The sequence below is a fragment of the Mycobacterium sp. 852002-51971_SCH5477799-a genome (assembly GCF_001667145.1).
In the GTDB taxonomy this organism is placed as follows: Bacteria; Actinomycetota; Actinomycetes; order Mycobacteriales; family Mycobacteriaceae; genus Mycobacterium.
This window is the reverse complement of record NZ_LZIF01000115.1, coordinates 1-18,954: the sequence shown is the minus strand read 5'-3', so window position 1 is coordinate 18,954 and position 18,954 is coordinate 1. Positions and strand designations below refer to the sequence as shown.

At 67.2% G+C, this 18,954-nt stretch carries 16 protein-coding genes and 1 pseudogene; 13 read left to right on the top strand and 4 right to left on the bottom strand.

All coding sequences use genetic code 11. The features are described 5' to 3' along the window. The 4 genes from A5753_RS19075 to fadD1 all read left to right on the top strand — a co-directional run. Positions 1 to 379: Zn-ribbon domain-containing OB-fold protein (locus A5753_RS19075; protein WP_067131661.1), on the top strand; the 379-nt coding region annotated here is incomplete at its 5' end. Positions 380 to 406: 27 nt separating this feature from the next. Beyond that, positions 407 to 1,366 carry an alpha/beta hydrolase gene (locus A5753_RS19070; protein ID WP_067131651.1) on the top strand — a complete coding sequence of 320 codons (960 nt, stop codon included), beginning with the start codon at positions 407 to 409 and terminating at the stop codon, positions 1,364 to 1,366. After that, positions 1,366 to 2,961, top strand: a complete 1,596-nt coding sequence (locus A5753_RS19065; RefSeq protein ID WP_067131648.1) for an NAD(P)/FAD-dependent oxidoreductase — start codon at positions 1,366 to 1,368, stop codon at positions 2,959 to 2,961. The genes A5753_RS19070 and A5753_RS19065 overlap by 1 nt, the downstream gene beginning before the upstream one ends. A gap of 24 nt (positions 2,962 to 2,985) precedes the next feature. After that, the gene (fadD1, locus tag A5753_RS19060) at positions 2,986 to 4,602 is read left to right on the top strand and encodes a fatty-acid--CoA ligase FadD1 (protein WP_067131645.1); all 1,617 of its coding nucleotides are present in this window, start codon (positions 2,986 to 2,988) and stop codon (positions 4,600 to 4,602) included. A gap of 1 nt (position 4,603) precedes the next feature. Here fadD1 and A5753_RS19055 read toward each other — a convergent pair whose 3' ends face one another. Further along, a complete protein-coding gene (locus A5753_RS19055) occupies positions 4,604 to 5,476 on the bottom strand; it encodes a DMT family transporter (RefSeq protein WP_067131642.1) in 873 nt (290 codons plus the stop codon). A 250-nt stretch (positions 5,477 to 5,726) separates the two neighbouring features. On the opposite strand from A5753_RS19055, the gene A5753_RS19050 reads away from it, so the two are divergent. From A5753_RS19050 to A5753_RS19010, 8 genes and pseudogenes are all read left to right on the top strand, one after another. Continuing rightward, entirely contained in the window at positions 5,727 to 6,824 is a 1,098-nt protein-coding gene (locus A5753_RS19050) for a ferredoxin reductase (RefSeq protein ID WP_067131639.1), read from the top strand. Between the two features lie 16 nt (positions 6,825 to 6,840). Continuing rightward, the gene (locus tag A5753_RS19045) at positions 6,841 to 8,247 is read left to right on the top strand and encodes an acyl-CoA desaturase (protein ID WP_067131636.1); all 1,407 of its coding nucleotides are present in this window, start codon (positions 6,841 to 6,843) and stop codon (positions 8,245 to 8,247) included. A 60-nt stretch (positions 8,248 to 8,307) separates the two neighbouring features. After that, positions 8,308 to 9,618, top strand: coding sequence for a molybdopterin-dependent oxidoreductase (locus A5753_RS19040; protein WP_082971392.1), 1,311 nt, complete (start codon positions 8,308 to 8,310; stop codon positions 9,616 to 9,618). Then, positions 9,611 to 10,111 (top strand): hypothetical protein, encoded by a 501-nt coding sequence (locus A5753_RS19035; protein ID WP_067131633.1) that lies wholly within the window; start codon positions 9,611 to 9,613, stop codon positions 10,109 to 10,111. Before A5753_RS19040 ends, A5753_RS19035 begins: the two co-directional genes overlap by 8 nt. 388 nt (positions 10,112 to 10,499) lie before the next feature. Further along, positions 10,500 to 12,121: pseudogene (locus tag A5753_RS19025) on the top strand (class I adenylate-forming enzyme family protein). Continuing rightward, entirely contained in the window at positions 12,108 to 12,881 is a 774-nt protein-coding gene (locus tag A5753_RS19020; protein WP_067131627.1) for a class II aldolase/adducin family protein, read from the top strand. The pseudogene A5753_RS19025 and the gene A5753_RS19020 overlap by 14 nt, the downstream one beginning before the upstream one ends. A gap of 105 nt (positions 12,882 to 12,986) precedes the next feature. After that, the gene (locus tag A5753_RS19015) at positions 12,987 to 14,255 is read left to right on the top strand and encodes an amidohydrolase family protein (protein ID WP_067131623.1); all 1,269 of its coding nucleotides are present in this window, start codon (positions 12,987 to 12,989) and stop codon (positions 14,253 to 14,255) included. Between the two features lie 8 nt (positions 14,256 to 14,263). Beyond that, entirely contained in the window at positions 14,264 to 15,085 is an 822-nt protein-coding gene (locus A5753_RS19010) for a class I SAM-dependent methyltransferase (RefSeq protein WP_067131620.1), read from the top strand. 8 nt (positions 15,086 to 15,093) lie between these two features. Here A5753_RS19010 and A5753_RS19005 read toward each other — a convergent pair whose 3' ends face one another. After that, positions 15,094 to 16,113, bottom strand: coding sequence for a nitronate monooxygenase (locus A5753_RS19005; RefSeq protein ID WP_197694747.1), 1,020 nt, complete (start codon positions 16,111 to 16,113; stop codon positions 15,094 to 15,096). A 108-nt stretch (positions 16,114 to 16,221) separates the two neighbouring features. On the opposite strand from A5753_RS19005, the gene A5753_RS19000 reads away from it, so the two are divergent. After that, entirely contained in the window at positions 16,222 to 17,823 is a 1,602-nt protein-coding gene (locus A5753_RS19000) for an arylsulfatase (RefSeq protein ID WP_067131655.1), read from the top strand. A gap of 58 nt (positions 17,824 to 17,881) precedes the next feature. Here A5753_RS19000 and A5753_RS18995 read toward each other — a convergent pair whose 3' ends face one another. Together A5753_RS18995 and A5753_RS18990 are read right to left on the bottom strand one after the other, a co-directional pair. After that, positions 17,882 to 18,481: a class I SAM-dependent methyltransferase gene (locus tag A5753_RS18995; protein ID WP_231990110.1), complete on the bottom strand. Its 600-nt coding sequence runs from the start codon at positions 18,479 to 18,481 to the stop codon at positions 17,882 to 17,884. Between the two features lie 68 nt (positions 18,482 to 18,549). Beyond that, positions 18,550 to 18,954: preprotein translocase subunit SecD (locus tag A5753_RS18990; RefSeq protein ID WP_067131610.1), on the bottom strand; the 405-nt coding region annotated here is incomplete at its 5' end.

Below are 18,954 nucleotides of genomic sequence, written 5' to 3'. Positions count from 1 at the left end.
CACCCCCGTCTCACGACCGTTCTGGGACGGCCTGGTGCAGCACCGGATCGTGGTGCAGTATTCGCCTTCGGCGCGACGCTACGTGTTCTATCCGCGCACACTGGCGCCGGGCACGCTGGCCGACGACCTGGAATGGCGCGAAATCAACGGCGCCGCAACGCTGTACACCTTCACGATCGCACGCCGGCCCACCGGCCCGCCATGGGCCGACGCGCTGCCGCAGCTGCTCGCGGTGGTGCAGTGGGATGCCGGACCGAAATTCAGCACCGAGCTGGTCGACGTCGACCCGGGCGACATCCGGATCGGCATGCGGGTGCAGCCGGTGTTCTACGATCTGGCTGAAGAGGGCATCACCCTCCTGAAATATCGGCCCGCATGACCTTTGGCGACGAGGTCGGAGGTGCACATGGACGACCCGGTCAACGGCATCGTGCAGGAGATGCTCGACCAGTTGGACGCCGGGTTCCCGCGCGTGGAGACCATGACCGGCCCGCAGGCGCGCGCCGCGGTGGCACAGCGACGCATGCCGGTCAGCAACCTCGATGACGTCCGCAGCGCCACCGACCGCATGGTTTCAGGCCCGGACGGGCCGGTGCCGGTGCGGGTCTATGAGCCCCACGGCGTGCCGCCGGGGGACCGCGCCGCGATCGTGTTCTGCCACGGCGGCGGATTCGTCTTCTGCGACATCGAATCTCACGACGGATTCTGCAGGGCCCTGGCCCGCGGCAGCCGGGCCGTGGTGATTTCGGTCGACTACCGCCTGGCACCCGAGCATTCCGCCCCGGCGGCGACGCTCGACGCGTTCGCGGCGTTCGGCTGGGCGGTCGATCACGCCGCCGACCTGGGCATCGACCCGGCACGCATCGCGGTTGCCGGTGATAGCGCCGGCGGCAACCTGGCCGCGGTCACCGCCATCCTCTGCCGCGACCGCGGCGTCGCACCGCCTGCCGCGCAACTGCTGATCTACCCGGCGATCGAGCCGACGTTCGACACCGACAGTTATCACCGCTACGCCACCGGGTACTTCAACACCCGCGTCGCGATGCAGTGGTACTGGCACCAATACCTCGGCGCGCAAACGACTTTCGACCCGCCCTATCTGGTTGCCCCCGCCCGCGCGGCCACCCATGCGGGCCTGCCGCCGGCGGTGATCGTGACGGCCGGGCTGGATCCCCTACACAGCGAGGGATGCGGCTACGCGCGCCGGTTGCGCCAGGCGGGGGTGCCCGTCGTGCACCGGGATTTCCCAGGGCTGTTCCACGGCTTCATGACGATCCAAGGGTTTCCGCCGGCGGCATCGGCACAGGAACTGGTCTGCGCCGACCTGCGCGAGCTGCTGCATCCTGCGGACCGGAGCGCGGTGTGATGACCGAAGTCAGCGACGTCATCGTCATCGGCGCCGGGTTCGCCGGGCTCTACGCCGTGCACCGGGCCGCCTCGGCGGGCCTCTCGGTGACCGCGATCGAGGCCGCACCCGACGTAGGCGGCACCTGGTACTGGAACCGCTACCCGGGCGCGCGCTGCGACGTCGAAAGTGTGGACTACTCCTACTCTTTCGATGAGGAACTCCAGCAGAGCTGGCAGTGGACCGAACGCTTCGCCGCCCAACCGGAGATCCTGGCCTACCTGCGGCACGTCGCGGACCGCTTCGATCTGCGGCGCCACTATCGATTCGGCGTCGATGCCATCGGCGCCACGTTCGAGCGGGGTCGCTGGCATGTCGACACCGCGACCGGGGAGGCGTTCGCCGCCCAGTTTCTGTTGTGCGCCACCGGCTGTTTGTCGGCGGTGAATCGAACGAATATCCGAGGTGTCCAAGACTTCTCGGGTCAGGTGTACTTCACGGCGGCCTGGCCACGCGAAGATCCCGAGCTGCGCGGCAAGCGGGTGGGCCTGATCGGAACGGGATCCTCGGGCATCCAGGTGGCGCCGATCATCGCCGCCAACGCAGCAAGCCTGGTGGTGTTCCAGCGGTCGGCGAACTACACCATCCCGATGCCCAACCGGCCATGGTCGGCCGAGGAACAACGAGAAATTCAGGAGCAGTACCCCGAGCGTCGCCGGACCTCCGCCTACGCGCCGGCAGGCACACCGCACGGCACCTACCACAAGAACGCCCTCGACACCGACGATCAGGAGCGCTCCGAAGCGCTGTGGAAGCGCTGGCGCGAAGGCGGCGTCCTGTTCGCCAAGACCTTCCCCGACCAGACCAGCGACCTGGCCGCCAACGATGTCGCCAGGAGGTTCGCCGAGGAGCGTATCCGGGAGATCGTCGCCGATCCCGTCGTCGCAACGGATCTCATCCCGGTCGATCATCCGATCGGAACCAAACGGATCTGCACCGACGACGGTTACTACGCCACGTTCAACCGCGACAACGTTCGGCTGGTCAACCTGCGCCGCGAGCCTATCGAGGCGATCACCGCCGACGGCGTACGAACCGGGTCGACGACATATCCGTGCGACGTGCTGGTCTTCGCGACCGGGTTCGACGCCATGACCGGGGCATTGGCCCGAATCGACCCGAAAGGCCCAGGGGGACAACGACTCCACGACGTCTGGGCGGACGGCCCGGTGACCTTCCTCGGCCTGATGGTGCCGGGGTTGCCGAACCTGTTCACCATCAGCGGGCCGGGCAGCCCCTCGGTGCTGGCGAACATGGTGCTGCACGCCGAGGTCCAGGTGGACTGGGTCATCGAACTGGTGCGGACCGCGCGACAGCAAGGGGTGAGCGAGGTCGAGCCACGCCGCGATGCGGCGATCGCCTGGACCCAGCACGTGGCCCAGGCGGCCGAGCGGACGCTGTTCCCCAAGGCGGCATCCTCGTGGTACCTGGGCGCCAACATCGAGGGCAAGAAGCGGGTCTTCATGCCCTACATCGGGGGTTTCGGCACCTACCGGCGTCATTGCGATGAGGTGGCCCGCAACAACTACGCGGGCCTGGTCCTGACCACGCGATGACCATGTCGAAGAGGAAGTGAACGCGTGCCGGAGACGGTTCAACAGCTATTGCGCCAGCGTCGCCGCGACGACACCCCCGCCGTCGCCTACGGCGAGGCGACCTGGACCTGGCGCGAGCACCTTGCCGAGGCGGAGGCGGAGGCCGCGGCGCTCATCGCGCTCGCGGACACGGCACGACCGCTGCACGTCGGTGCGCTGCTGGGTAACTCGCCGGCGATGCTGCGGTCCATGGCGGCCGCCGCGCTCGGCGGCTACGTGCTGTGTGGGATCAACACCACGCGGCGCGGCGCCGGCTTGCTGACCGACATCCGGCGCTCCGACTGCCAGATGCTGCTCGTCGACCCCGAGCATCTCGAACTGCTGGAGGGGTTGGACCTCAACGATATTCAGGTAATCGATGTGAGCGGCGTGCGCTACGCCGACGCCGTCGCCGCCGCGCCGCCACTGGTCGCCATCCGCGAGGTGGCATCCGCCGACACCCTGATGATGATCTTCACCTCGGGCACCAGCGGTGACCCGAAGGTGGTCCGGTTCGCCCATGGCATGGCGATCATGTGCGGGGCCAGCCTGATCTACCAATACGATGTCACCGCCGACGACGTCTGCTACCTGTCGATGCCGCTCTTCCATTCCAATGGTGTCGCCGCCGGATGGGCGGTCGCCATCGGCTGCGGGGCCACCATGGTGCCGGCGCGGTTTTCGCCGTCGCGTTTTCTCGACGACATCCGCCGCTACCGGGTGACATACCTGAATTATGTCGGCAAGCCGCTGGCGCTGATCCTGTCAACTCCCGAGCGTCCCGACGACGCCGACAACACCTTGCGGGTGGCGTTCGGCAACGAGGCCACCGACCGCGATATCGCCGAGTTCGCAAGGCGTTTCGGGTGCCGGGTCATCGACAGCTTCGGCTCGAGCGAGTTCGCGGTCATCGTGGTGCGCGAGGACGGCACCCCGGCAGGCTCCATCGGCAAGCCGTATCCGGGGGTGAGCATCTACAACTCGACCACGTTGCGGGAGTGCGAGGTCGCACGGTTCGACGAGCATGGGGCGTTGACCAACTTCGACGAGGCCGTCGGTGAGCTGGTGAACACCCAGGGTGCGGGGCCCTTCGCCGGCTACTACAACGATCCGGGCGCCACCGCCGAGCGGATGCGGCACGGGATGTACTGGTCGGGTGACCTGGCCTACCGCGACACGGACGGCTGGATCTATCTTGCCGGACGGACCGCCGACTGGATGCGGGTGGACGGGGAGAACCTGGCGGCCGGCCCGATCGAGCGGATTCTGGCGCGGCTGCCCGAAATCAGCCAGGTCGCCGTCTACGCGGTCCCCGACGACCGAGTGGGCGACCAGGTGATGGCCGCCCTGGTGCTGCGGCCCGGGACAAGCCTGAGCCCGGATGATTTCGAGAACTTTCTGACCGCCCAGGCCGACCTGTCGCCGAAGGCGTGGCCGCGCTACGTGCGCATCAATGACCAACTGCCCGCGACCGCGACGAACAAGATCCTCAAGCGCGCGCTGATCGCCGCGGGTGTCACCGCCCAGGACGGCCTTTTGTGGACGCGGCCCGCACGCGGCACCGGCTATGCGCCGGCAGGGCAGGGCGCCGGCGGCCGCGCGGCTTCGGTCCCCGGATCATGAGCTAGCCGGCGGCCTCAGCCCGCTTCCTCGGCTGGTTCTGGTTGGGCGCTTCCCCGAAGCGCGCCAGCACCAGAGTTCCGCACACGGCGATGCCGAACCCCGCGATCACCAGCCAGCCGAGCCCGTCGCGCGCGGTGTCGCCCAGCCACACCACCCCGACTAACGCGGGTGCCAGCGTTTCGCCTACCACCATTCCGGCGACGGCCGTGGTCACCGAGCCGCGATGCAACGCGGAGGTGAGCAACAGGAATCCCGCGGCGCCCCCCGCGGCGACCGCGTACAGGGCGGGGTTGGTGTAGAAGGAGCGTCTGGTGGGATCGATCGCCTCGATCAGGCGCACGGCGACCTCGACCACCCCGAATCCGGTTCCGGCGCCCAGCCCCAGTGCGAGCGCACGGGCGCGGCCGGGCAGACGGCCCGCGGCCGCGCCGCCGATGAACATCGCGGCCACGACGCCCAGCAGCGCCCAGCCGAGCCCGGCCGGGGCGTGCCGAAAGTGGCCCGGTCCGGCGGCGAGGGCGAGGGCGATCAGGCTGACGCAGACGACGCCGACCGCCGCCCACTCAACCGACGACAAGCGCGCCGACAACACCCATGCGGCGACGACGCCGGTGACGGCGATCGAGGCGGCCAGCGCCGCCGCGACCACATAGATCGGGACCAGGCGCAGCGCGGCGACCTGCAGCGCAAACCCGACGACGTCGAGGCCTACCCCGACCAGATAGCGCCACTGCCGGACGGCCCGCAGCAGCAACACCGCATCGACGCCCGATCCGCTGCCCGCCTCCACCGATCGCGTCCCGGCCGCTTGCAGCACGGTCGCCGTCCCGTAGCAAAGCGAGCAGCCCAGCGCGAGGAGGAAGCCGATCAGCACACCGCCGACACTAGGCGTCGCGCCGCCGGCCGCTGCAACGCACGACCCCCCGAACAGGTGAACAAACGTTTGGGCGAGCCTCGCTCGGGGCACCTCACAGGCATTATCGCAAACAGCCCCAATCGAGCGCGCAGCGGCCAGTGAACGGCTGATACTTGCTGTCTGCGCGTTAAGCACATGTCTAACCATGTGCGACAACAACATTCGAAATGAGGTTTAGAGTCGGTGTACAACTGTGTACCCTGGCCTCATGGCTGAACGTGGCGCCGAGCCCCGCGTCCCCCGGGGACGCCGTTTATTCCTGCGAGCGGTTCGACGGCTGTTCAGCCCGCTGCAGCCGGACGACTACCTCGAGATGATCAATCCGCTCTGGACTACCAAGGAGTTGCGCGGGAAGGTCGAAGGCATCGAGGCGCAGGGCTCGGAAGCGGCCAGCGTGCTGATTCGTCCGGGATACGAGTGGCCCGGCCACAAGCCCGGTCAGTACGTACGCCTCGGCGTGGTGATCGACGGTGTCTACCACTGGCGCGCGTACTCGCTTACCTCGGACCCCAGGCCCGAAGACGGGCTGATCAGCGTCACGCCGAAGAGGGTCGACGGCGGCGTCGTCTCGCCGTACCTCGTGCACAAGATCCAGCCGGGGGACCTGGTCCGGCTCGGCGAAATCGAAGGTGTTTTCACACTGCCCGAGCCCGTGCCGGACAAAGTGCTGTTCATCAGCGCCGGAAGCGGCATCACGCCGATCATCAGCATGCTGCGCGACCTCGACCATCGCGACGAATTGCGCGACGCGGTGGTCATCCATTCGGCGCGCACGCGCGAGCAGGCCATGTTCCTGCCCGCCCTGGAAGAGCTACAGGGGCGCCACGAGGGAATGCGGCTGGATCTGCGGCTTACCTCCGAGCGGGGGCGCTTGACGCCTGAGGACCTCGATCAGGTGTGCCCGGACTGGCGCGAGCGCGAGGCGTTCTGCTCTGGTCCCGGTGAGATGCTCGACGCCCTGATTGAGCACTGGGAAGCGAACGGGGATTGCGAACGCCTGCACTTCGAGCGGTTCCAGCCCAAGATCGGCGGTGACGCCAACGCCGGCGAGGGCGGCACCGTCTGCTTCCTCGACAGCGACAAAGAAGTCGGATGTGACGGCGGCACATCGATTCTCGAGGCCGGCGAGGAAGCCGGTCTCAACCTCGCGTTCGGCTGTCGAATCGGAATCTGCCATACCTGTGTGGGGACGCTGAAGTCGGGCAAGCTGCGTGACCTGCGCTCGGGTGACGTGATCGAACCCACGGGTCAGGACGTGCGGATCTGCATCAACACCGCCGAAGGCGACGTCGAACTCGAACTGTGATCGAAAGGAGCGGCTTGTGACAACTGCCGTGGAAAGGGCTGGGGAGAGCCCCCTGTCCCGACTTGGGGAACAAGAACTCGAAAAACTCGCGAAGGAATTCGACGCGATCCACGACGACGTGTTCGCCGATCTGGGCGACCGCGACCGGCGCTACATCAAAAACGTCATCTCGGCACAGCGGCAGATCGTGGTGGCCGGCCGGGTGCTGTTGCTGGCATCGCGCTCGAAGACCGCCTGGCTGCTCGGCACCGCCTGCCTCTCCATGGCCAAGATCTTGGAAAACATGGAAATCGGCCACAACGTGATGCACGGCCAATGGGACTGGATGAACGATCCCGACATCCACTCCTCGGTGTGGGACTGGGACACGGCCTCCACCGCCGAGTCGTGGAAGCACTCCCACAACTACATCCATCACACCTTCACCAACATTCTCGGCAAGGACAAGGATCTCGGCTACGAGATCATGCGGATCGATCCCAACCAGAAATGGGCCCCCCGCTTCCTGTTCCAGCCGATCTACAACCTGCTGCTCACGCTGCTGTTCGAATGGGGCGTGGCTGTGCACGACATGGACATCGACGCCATCCGCAAGCGCGAGAAGCCCTGGTCGGAAGTGCGCAAGGACCTTAAGGGCATCGGGGTGAAGGCTCGCGCGCAGATCGTCAAGGACTACCTCGGCTGGCCCCTGATCAGCGCCGGCGCGTTCGCGCTTGTCCAGCTGGCATCGCGCGGCCGGCTCGAGCAGCCGGCGCAGTCCCGCGTCGCCAGAAGGCTCCGCAGGGTGTCGAAGGGCGGTCGCGTCGGTGCCGCGGCCAACTTCCTCGACAAGGCCGCACCGGGCGTGGAAAGCACCTATCTGCGCACGCTGGTCGCCGATGCCGTGGCCAATGTCATCCGCAACATCTGGGCACACGCGATCATCTTCTGCGGCCACTTCCCGGACCAGACCTACACGTTCACGCAGGAAGAAACCGAGAACGAGACGCGCGGCGGCTGGTATGTGCGCCAATTGCTCGGTGCCGCGAACATCGACGGCAGCCCGCTGTTTCACATCATCAGCGGCAATCTCGGTTATCAGGTCGAGCACCACCTCTACCCGGACATGCCGAGCAGTCGATACTCGGAGATCGCGCCGCAAGTCAAGGACATCTGCGAGCGCTACGAGTTGCCGTACAACTCCGGCCGTTTCTCGAAGCAGTGGGGGACGGTGCACCGCAGCATCTTCCGTCTGGCCTTCCCGGGCGGAAAGCCGCGGCCGAAGCCCGGTCCCTACCACGGCAAGGTCCATCGGCCCGATCCCGAGCGGCAGAGCGAAAGCGCCCGGTTCCGTGATCGGGTGCCCGCGGAGCACCCGTCCGCGGGTCCCGAACACGACTCGACCGGCGTCGAGGTGCAGCCGCCGCCGCGGGGCAACGACTGACGCTCGGCGCCGATTGCCCGATCTGAACGATTTTCGGCGCGCCGTCGTGGAAGATCAGCGATGGTGCACCGCGTCCGCAGATCCGATGTTGAAGGCCCCGAGGCGACGGGCGACTCCGATGGTCACGGGTTTCCCGCCCGGCTGTGGCGCAGCCCGTTGCGGGGACCCTGGCTGACGTCGGTGTTCGGCTCGGTGCTGTTGGTCACGCTGCCGATCGTCATTCTCACCGGCCTGCTGTCCTACATCGCCTACGGGCCGCGATTCGGCCAGGCGATCCCCGCCGACGTCGGCTGGCTCAGGCTGCCGGCCTTCGACTGGCCCACCAATCCGTCGTGGCTGTACCGACTGACCCAGGGGATTCATGTCGGGCTCGGACTCATCCTCATTCCAGTGGTGCTGGCCAAGCTGTGGTCGGTGATCCCCCGGCTCTTCGTGTTCCCGCCTGCACGGTCCATTGCCCAACTGCTGGAACGGGTTTCCTTGCTGATGTTGGTCGGCGGGATCCTGTTCGAGATCGTGACCGGCGTGCTGAACATCCAGTACGACTACATCTTCGGCTTCAGCTTCTACACCGCGCACTACTTCGGCGCGTGGGTGTTCATCGCCGGTTTCGTCATGCACGTCGCTATCAAGGGCCGGCGCATGTGGGCCGGCCTGCGCTCGCTGTCGCTGCGTGACGTGCTGCGCAGCGGGCGCGCCGACACCGACGCCCAGCCCTGGCAGCCCGACGGTCTTGCCGCCGCCGAACCCGGCCCGGCCACGGTGAGCCGTCGCGGTGCCCTGGCGCTGGTGGGCGGCGGTGCCCTCTTCTTGGCGGTCCTCACGGCAGGCCAGACACTCGGGGGCTACGCCCGCCCAGCCGCCCTGTTACTGCCGCGCGGGCGCCTACCAGGCGACGGCGACTTTCAGGTCAACCGGACCGCGGCGGCGGCCGGCATCTCCGCGCGGGACACGCTGGAGCGCTGGCGGCTCACCCTTAACGGCGGCCCCCGTCCGGTGATGCTGGACCGCGCGGCCCTGCTGGCGATGCCGCAGCACACAGCGGTCCTGCCGATCTCCTGTGTCGAAGGTTGGTCGACCACGCAGGCATGGACTGGCGTGCGACTGGCCTACCTCGCTGCGCTGGCCGGCGTGCCGGCACCGGAATCCGCGCGGGTGTCGTCGCTGGAACGCTCCGGCGCCTTCGCCGGCGCGACGCTGCAGCGCAACCAGGTGCTGCACCCGGACGCGCTGTTGGCGCTGCGCGTGAACGGCGACGACCTGTCCCCGGATCACGGCTACCCGGCGCGGATCATCGTGCCCGCCCTACCCGGTGTGCACAACACGAAATGGGTGGCCTCCATCGCCTTTCGGGCGGGCGGCCATGCGTAGCGCCTTCGCGCGGCTGTACGGATCCCACCCCCTACACCTGTTGACGATGATCGCCGGATTCGCACTACTGGGTTACGTCATCGTCGTCATCAAACCGGTCACGCTGTGGAACGCGCACGTCTGGTGGCAGTCGATCATCGTGTGGTTCGCCGCTGCCATCGTTGCCCATGACCTGGTGTTGTTTCCCGCCTACGCCTTCGTTGACCGGCTGCTGTCACGCACCCGTGCCCGGCCTGCTTCGGCGCGCGCCGAAGCACCGGTGCTCAATCACCTCCGGGTGCCCGCGTTGGGCGCGGGCCTGACGCTACTTGTCTTCCTACCCGGCATCGTCAAGCAGGGTGCCACCACCTACCGGGCCGCAACCGGTCAGACCCAGGACCCGTTTCTCGGTCGATGGCTTCTCCTGACAGCCGCGATGTTCGCAGTCAGCGCCGCAATCTATGCCGCGAGGCTGCTAAGGGCGCGGCGGCACCGGCGTGCCGGCCGGAGATGAGGCAACGGCTACCTCCCGCGTGACCGGCGCGTGTACGGACGCGCCACTACGGTTGTGACCTATGGGCGCCGCGAACGCCATGACACGAGCCGCGTTGTGCGGGTGCGTGACCGCGTTTGTCTTGGCAGCCGGTCTCGCGACCGGTGCCGCGCCGGCAGCCCTCGCCGGTTCATCGGTCCCGCCACCGGCTCCGGGCGGTGCCGTGCCGGTGCAACCGCTCGGGGGAGGCGGCTGCATCATCGGGCTCAATTGCGGGTGCATTCGCAACGTCATCACCTGCCCTTCGCCGCACCCGCGCCGCCCGAGCGTCGACAACAATCAGCACCCCGAGCCCGCCCCGCCGAATCCCTAGCGCCGAGTCGGCCGGTGGTTTTCCTATCATTTGGTGATGAGCGCCGGTGGGCTGGAAACCGTGGGCTCGCCGGCATTCACCGACGAGGACTCGGCCCGGTTTCGCGCGGTCGGCTGGTGGTGCGATTCGACGCTCTCGGACGCGGTGCGTCACAACGCCCAACGAACACCGGGTCGTCGCGCCTATCTGGATTACGGCGGGCCGGCATTCACCTGGCGCGAATTTGACTGTGCCGCAACGCGATTAGCTGAAATCTTGGCCGGCGTTGGCATCGCCCGCGGTGAGCGGGTGGCGGTATGGCACGGCGACTGCGCGGCCATTCACGTGCTGTTCGTGGCGATCGAACGCTGCGGGGCGGTGGTCGTCGGCATCGGCGCGCGCGCCGGTACCCGCGAGGCGTCGGCGATCCTGGGCAGCGCCCAGCCGAGAATCCTGATCAGCGATCCGGCCCACGCAGCGCCCGCCGCGAAAGTGGCCGACGAATTACGGGTGCCCGCGGTGGTGCTGAGCCGCGACGGCGGGGCGCTACGCCTCGATGTCGACGCAGCGCCCACGACCTTGGCGCCCGGCCGCGGACTCGGCCCCGACGACGTGTTCCTGATCAACTCGACGTCCGGAACCACCGGGCTGCCCAAGTGCGTCGTGCACACCCAGAACCGTTGGCATTACTTCCACCAGAAGGCCGTCGTCAACGGGCAACTGACGAGCGACGAGGTATTCCTGCCGGTCATTCCCACCCCGTTCGGGTTCGGGCTGTGGACCAGTCACAGCACCCCGATCTACCTCGGCGGCACCGCGGTGATCCTGGACCGGTTCACCACCAAAGCCACCTGCGAGGCGATAGCCCGGCACCAGGTCACCGTATTATGTTGCGTCAGCACGCAATTGACCATGCTGATGGCGGACCCGGCCAGCCGCGGCTATGACCTCGGTTCGCTGCGCGTCGTCTACACCGGCGGGGAGGCATTGCCGTATCGGCCCGCGGCCGAGTTCGAGGACCTCACCGGTGCGAGAATCCTGCAGTTCTACGGCTCCAACGAGACCGGGTTGCTCAGCGCGACCACCGTCGAAGACTCGCGCGAACAGCGGTTGCGCACCGGCGGCCGTGTTGTCCCCGAAATGAACGTTCGGCTGTTCGACGGAGACCGCGAGTGACCGAGACGGGGCGGGGCCAGCCCGCGTGCCGGGGTCCGGCAACCAGCCTCGGTTACCTCGGCGGCACCGACCACGACAAACTGTTCACCCGCGACGGGTGGATGCGCATGGGCGACATCTGTGAAATCGACGCCGACGGCTATCTGCGCGTCACCGGGCGCACGTCCGATTTCATCGTCCGCGGCGGCAAGAACATCAGCGCGAGCCAGGTTGAAGACGCGGCCATGACGCATCCGGCCATCGCGCTAGCGGCGGCGATCGCCATGCCCGACCCGGTGTTCGGCGAAAAGGTCTGCCTCTACGCCGAACTCGCCGACTCTGCCAACCTCGACCTGTCCGGACTCGTCGAACACCTGCTGGCCCTGGGAATTTCCAAGGAATTGCTGCCCGAGCGACTCATCATCGTCGACGAGCTGCCCCGATCCTCCGGCGGAAAGATAGCCAAAGGCCGGCTGCGCGAGGATATTGGAGCCAGAACGGAGGCTGCTCATGAACGCTCCTAATGCACGCCGCGGCGGTTTGGAAGTCTGGGCGCCGTCGGTGGTTCCCCCCGTCGGCGTCGACCTCTCCCACGGGCAGGCGCTGGCCATCGCCTTCCGTCACCTGGCCGGCATCGGGTTCGCAGAGAACATGGCTGGGCATATCACCTGGCAGCTCGACGGGCAGACCGACATGTTCGTCAACCCGTGGGGACTGTGGTGGCAGGAGATCACCGCCTCCGACATCTGTGTGGTCGACGGCGACGCGCGCGTGGTCAGCGGGCGATGGGACGTCACCCCGGCCATCCACATCCACACCGAACTGCACCGGGTGCGCGACGACGCCCGCGTGGTGATCCACAACCACCCGTACTACGTCTGCGTGCTCGCCGCGCTGGGCAGGCTGCCCGAGTTGGTGCACCAAACCGGTTCGCTCTTCCTCGACGACCTGTGCCTGGTCGACACCTACGATGGTGAAATCGACAGCCCCGCACGCGCCGCGGAACTCGCCGCCCGGATCGGCGGCGCCAACCTGACCATCCTGGCCAACCACGGCGTCATCGCGACCGGCCGCAACCTGCCCGAAGCCGTCTACCGCGCGGCATCCATCGAGCGAGTGTGCAAGCTGGCCTACGACGTCATGCTCACCGGTAGGGATCCGGTGAGCATGGAGTGGTCGGACATGGCCGGCATGCAGCGGTCGCTGATCGAACGCGCCGCCGACGTGTACTGGGCCGGGGCGGCCCGCATGACGATCAAGGCCGACGCCGATGTGCTCAAGTGAACGTCGTGTGTACCCATGGCGGCGACACGCCGACACCCGCCGACGCCACCGCACTGTGAATGCCGTTCCATCACACTAAACGCTGCCCCGCAAGGAGATTGACGAGTGAAATCGATCGACGAGCTGGCCACCGACCTGAACTTCACCACGGCGAAGACCGGCACCGAGCGATCGGTCACCTTTCTGCCGGATCCGCCGCGGGCCTCGCGCCGCTACACGGTGATCTCGGTGGACGACCACATCGTCGAACCCCCGGACACCTTCACCGGCCGCCTGCCCCGCAAATTCGCGGATCGGGCGCCGAAAGTCGTCGAGACCGACGGCGGGGGACAGACGTGGGTCTATGACGGCAAGGAACTACCCAACGTCGGTTTCAACGCGGTGGTCGGACGGCCGGTGGCCGAATATGGCTTCGAGCCGGTGCGATTCGACGAAATGCGCAGGGGCGCATGGGATATTCATGCCCGCGTCAAGGACATGGACCTCAACGGCATCTACGCCTCGCTGAATTTCCCGTCGTTCTTGCCGGGCTTCGCCGGCCAACGGTTGCAGCAGGTGACCAGCGACCACGACCTGGCGCTGGCCGCGGTACGGGCCTGGAATGATTGGCATTTCGACGTCTGGGCGGGATCGTATCCCGACCGGATCATTCCCTGCCAGCTGCCGTGGCTGCTCGATCCCGAACTCGGCGCGAAGATGATCCACGAGAACGCCGAGCGCGGCTTTCACGCCGTCACGTTCAGCGAGAACCCAGCCATGCTCGGGCTGCCCAGCATTCACACCGACCACTGGGATCCGCTGATGGCGGCCTGCGCCGAGACCGGCACCGTGGTGAACCTGCACATCGGATCGTCAGGGTCGTCACCGTCCACCACGGCGGACGCGCCACCGGATGTGCAGGGTGTGCTGTTTTTCGCCTACGCCATTTCCGCCGCGGTCGACTGGTTGTACTCCGGGCTGCCCAGCCGGTTCCCCGATCTCAAAATTTGCCTGTCCGAGGGCGGAATCGGTTGGGTGGCGGGGCTGCTCGACCGCCTTGACCACATGCTGAGTTATCACGCGATGTACGGCACCTGGCAGGCGCTTGGTGAGCCCCTGACCCCCGCGGAGGTACTGACCCGCAACTTCTGGTTCTGCGCGGTCGAAGACAAGTCCTCATTCGTGCAGCGCGACCGGATAGGCGTCGACAACATCATGCTGGAAGCCGACTACCCGCATTGCGACTCGACGTGGCCGCACACCCAACAAGCCATTCACGAGCAAATCGGTGATCTACCGCCTGACGTCACCCGGAAATTCTGTTGGGAGAACGCCTCTCGCCTGTATCAGCATCCGGTGCCCGCCGAGGTGCAACAGAACCCCGAGGCATTCTGACCCCGGCCATGACCACGACGGACAAAGTCGACTTCAGTTCGGTGCCCTGGGGCTCGGTAGAGTGGACGAACCTCGTGACCCTGTATCTGCGCGCCCACGAAAGCCGCACGGAGCGGCCGATTCTGGGAGATTGGTCGGCCGTGGAAGCGGTGGACCGGATCGCGTATGACTTCAAAAGAATCCATCGAATGTCGTGGCCGGCGGCCAATCAGTATTTGGTTACGTTGCGGGCCAGCCAGCTCGACGTCTGGTGCGCCGACTACCTCGCCCGCCATCCGGATGCCGTTGTGCTGCACCTGGGTTGCGGCCTCGACGGGCGGTTCTTCCGGCTGGCCGTACCACCGACGGTGTTGTGGTTCGACGTCGACCAGCCAGGCGTGATCGGGCTCCGGCGTCGGCTCTACGACGACACCGAGCGCTACCGAATGATCGGCTCGTCGGTGACTGAATTGCGGTGGCTCGATCAGGTCCCGACCGGGCGTCCGACCCTGATCATTGCCGAGGGCCTGCTGATGTACCTACACGAGCAGGAAGTGCGACGCCTGCTGCAGCGCCTGACCGACCGATTCGCCGGTGGCGAAATGCATTTCGACACGCTCTCGGCCCTGGCGCCGCTGATGTCGAAGTTCTTCACCAGAGGAATCATCAAGTGGGGCATCCGGGACGCGCGCGAGATTGCGACCTGGAATCCCCAATTGCGGTTCATCGAGCAGACACCCGTGCTGGCCGACTACAAGCGAATCCCGTCGGCCGCGGTGCGGTTGATCTACCAGTTCATGTGGATGACGGCCGGCCGCCACTACGACGTACTCAACCGCTTCGAATACTGATTAGCCAATCACAGGTCGGATGCCAGCCGGCACAGAATGTCGGACGCGGGCTCCGCTGTCGCGTGCCGGTATCCGGTGCCCGCCCAAAGGTGGACGTAATCCGGCTGGCCCGCCGCCGCGGCGGCCTTGCGCAGCGGGCTGGTCAGGTAATGGATGGCGGGATAGCCAGCCGGGGCCTCGGCTTCGTGGGCGTCGATGAACGCGTTGCGCAGTCCGCGGGCCGGCCGGCCGGTGAATGCCCGGGTCAGCACCGTCTCGGTGTAGGCGGGATCGATCAGGGCCGCCTGATGAGTGGCCGATGCGCCGCTCTCGGTGGCGCGCAGCAGCACGGTGCCCACGGCGGCCGCGGTCGCACCCGCGCGGACCACCTCGGCCACCGCGGCGGGGGTGGCCAGCCCGCCGGTGGCCATCACCGGCAGGGGCACCTTCGCGACGACCTGCCGCACCAACTCGACGATCGGGACCTGCGTCAGCGGTCGCTGCGGCGAGAGGGTGCCGGAATGCCCGCCGGCGGCGGCGGCCTGCACGGCGAGCATGTCGACGCCGGCGTCGTGTGCCTGTGTCGCCTCCTCAACCGTGGTAACCGTCTGGACCACAACGCTGTTGACGCGTTGCAGCGCGGCGATCACGTCGCGCGACGGTATGCCGAACGTGAACGACACCATCGGAACAGGGTCGTCGAGCAACAGCGCGATCTTATCGTCGAATCTGTCGTTGTCCTCGATGGGCTCGGGCGGCAGCGTCAGCCCGAACTGGTCGGCCTCGGCCTGCACGATCGCAGCGTAGGCGCGATACCGCTCCGGGTCGACCGGCACCGGATTGGGTGCGAAAACGTTGACCCCGAACGGGATTCCTTCGGCGCGAACGGCTTTGATCTCACCCTCGATGGCCTCGACGGTCTTGTATCCGGCGGCGAGCAAGCCCAGTGCGCCCGCGCGGTTGGCGGCCGACACCATGGCCGGGGTGGTCGGCCCGCCCGACATCGGAGCCGCCACCAGCGGAACGGTCATCCCAAACTGCGCCAACATCTCCATGTCCTTTCACTGTTCGGCGGCCTCGCCAGTCTCGACAATATCGGCGTCGAGGCGGTGCGGCAGCATTCCGCCCCGGCGACGGACCTGGCAGGATGCTTGAGCGTGACGCGCCCAAACTTTCTCGTCATCGTCGCAGACGACCTTGGATTCTCCGATCTCGGCGCGTTCGGTGGCGAGATCGAGACGCCCAACCTCGATCGGCTGGCCTACTCCGGTATCCGGCTCACCGATTTCCACTCGGCCCCGGCCTGCTCTCCGACCCGGGCGATGTTGCTGACCGGCACCGACCACCACATCGCCGGCATCGGGACGATGCTCGAGGTCGCATCGCCGGAGTTTCGCGGCGCACCCGGGTACGAGGGCTATCTGAACGATACGGTTGCCGCGCTGCCGGAATTACTGCGGGACGCGGGCTATCTGACGCTGATGTCGGGCAAATGGCACCTGGGCGCCACGATCGAGACCTCGCCGTGGGCGCGCGGTTTCGAGCGCTCGTTCGCCCTGCTGCCGGCCGGCGCCAGCCATTACGGCGGCTCGGCGGCGCGCGGATTCTCTCCGGTGCCAACGCTCTACACCGAAGACGACCGATTCGTCACCGTCGGCGAGGACTTCTATTCCTCGGACTCCTATACCGACACCCTGTTGCGGTATCTGGAAGAGCGCGCCCCCGACGACGAGCGGCCCTTCTTCGCCTATCTGCCCTTCCAGGCCCCGCACTGGCCCCTGCAGGCGCCCGACGAATCCATTGCGAAGTATCGCGGCCGCTACGACGCCGGGCCGGACGCGCTGCGTGAGGAACGCCTAACCGCGCTCAAGCGGCTCGGCCTGTGTCCGCCCGACGTCGTCGCACACCCGGTGGTGGCCGACGGCGCACCCGAATGGGCCGACATGACCGACGAGCAGCGCGCGGTGTCGGCGCGCAGCATGGAGGTCTATGCCGGGATGGTCGACCGGATGGACTACAACGTCGGCCGGGTGATCGACTTCCTCTCGGCCAGCCGCGAACTCGACAACACCGTCGTGATCTTCATGTCCGACAACGGCGCCGAGGGCGCGATCGCGGAGGCGATGCCGCTACGCGGTCCGCAGATCGCCGCGCAGATCGAAACGCATTGCGACAACAGCCTGGACAACCTCGGCCGGCCCACGTCGTTCATCTGGTACGGCCCCCGCTGGGCGCAGGCGGCCACCGCGCCGTCGCGCCTGCACAAGGCGTTCACCACCCAGGGCGGAATCCGCGTCACCGGCTTCGTCACCTGGCCCGGCTTCGCCCGGCAACGGGAGATCGGCACCGCATTCAGCACCGTCATGGACATCGCGCCGACCCTCCTGGAGCTGGCCGGGACCACGCACCCGGGCACGTCCTACCAAGGCCGGGACGTGGCCGCGATGCGCGGTCGGTCCCTGGTGGATTACCTGACGGGCGCCGCCGAGACCGTGCACGACGCCGACACCGGTACCGGCTGGGAGCTGTTCGGCCGCCGCGCCATTCGCCAGGGCGACTGGAAGGCGCTGTACCTGCCTGCGCCGTACGGCCCGGGGAGCTGGCAGCTCTACGATCTGGCTACCGACCCCGGCGAGATCGACGATCGGGCCACGTCACGGCCCGACAAGCTGGCCGAGCTGCTGACGCTGTGGGAGCGCTACGTCGAGGAAACCGGCGTGATCCTCGACCCCGTCTCGGTGTATGACGTTCAACTCTGAGGACCGTGACCGACACGTCACTTCTGGCGCGCGCCCGCCGGCCGAAACCGCTCCTGGATCACGTGCCGGGACGGAAGGCCTCGAATAGCTCGACCGAACCGCTGTGCCGTGCCACCGGGACTTCGAGTCCCGCATCCGCGAGCCAGCGCTGCACGTCACCGGCCTGGGGCGTATCGCCGAAAAAGCCCGCCGCCCGCAGCGCGGTCACAAAACGATCCTGGCGCCAGCCGCGACCACGCACGCACGTACTCCCGCGAAGAATCCCACCTGGCTTGAGCACGCGGGCGAGCTCGACTACCGCCGCTCGCGGGTCAGGGAGACAATGCAGGCCGTTGAACGTCAATGCGAGGTCAAACATGTTGTCCTGGAAGGGCAAAGTTGTGATATCGGCCTCGGTGAACGCCATCAGATCGGCCACGCCAAACTGGGTTGCGCGGCTGCGTGCCCGCCTCAGCATGTCCGGGGAAATGTCAGCGGCCACGTAGCGGCAATCCTGCCCGGGGCGCAGGCCACGGAATGCAAAGCCTCCGCCACACGGGATGTCAAGCACGCGGGCGCCTGGGGGAGCTTCACCGACACGCCGAACCTGTTCAAGCAGGTCAGGTAATGCCAATCCCCACAACGCTTTTGCGCCCACCGCAGCGACACTGTCGTGCATTGCAGCTGTGTTGTACAACGCCGATGCCACCCGAGCGGCACGCCAGCGGTCCGGTCGCCCCGAGGCGATCATGTGGGGCGACCCACCAATTGGGCCAGTTGCGCAGCGCCCTGGGCAGTTTGGGTGGTGAGCACGATCCGCCCGGACGTGGCCGGTTGTTCGATGATCGGCGCTTCCAGGACCAGGTTGTCCCGGATGAACGCCACGTGGTCTTGCACATGCGCACCCGTGAATTCGCTCCACGCCGCGGCCGACGGCGGATCAAGCACAAGGGTCAGTTCGTAATAGTCCGCGGTCAGCGACTTCGGTGGGTCCACGTGGACGAGCCCGAGCTGCATGTTCTCGGGACCCAACGTGTAGACGGTGGTTCGCCCAATGTCACAGGTGGTGAGGACGTCGGTCGGTTTCACGGGAACGTTCGGGTCCGTGGCCGGGCACTTCACGGCGGGCGTCGTCGGGTGCGACTTCGTCAC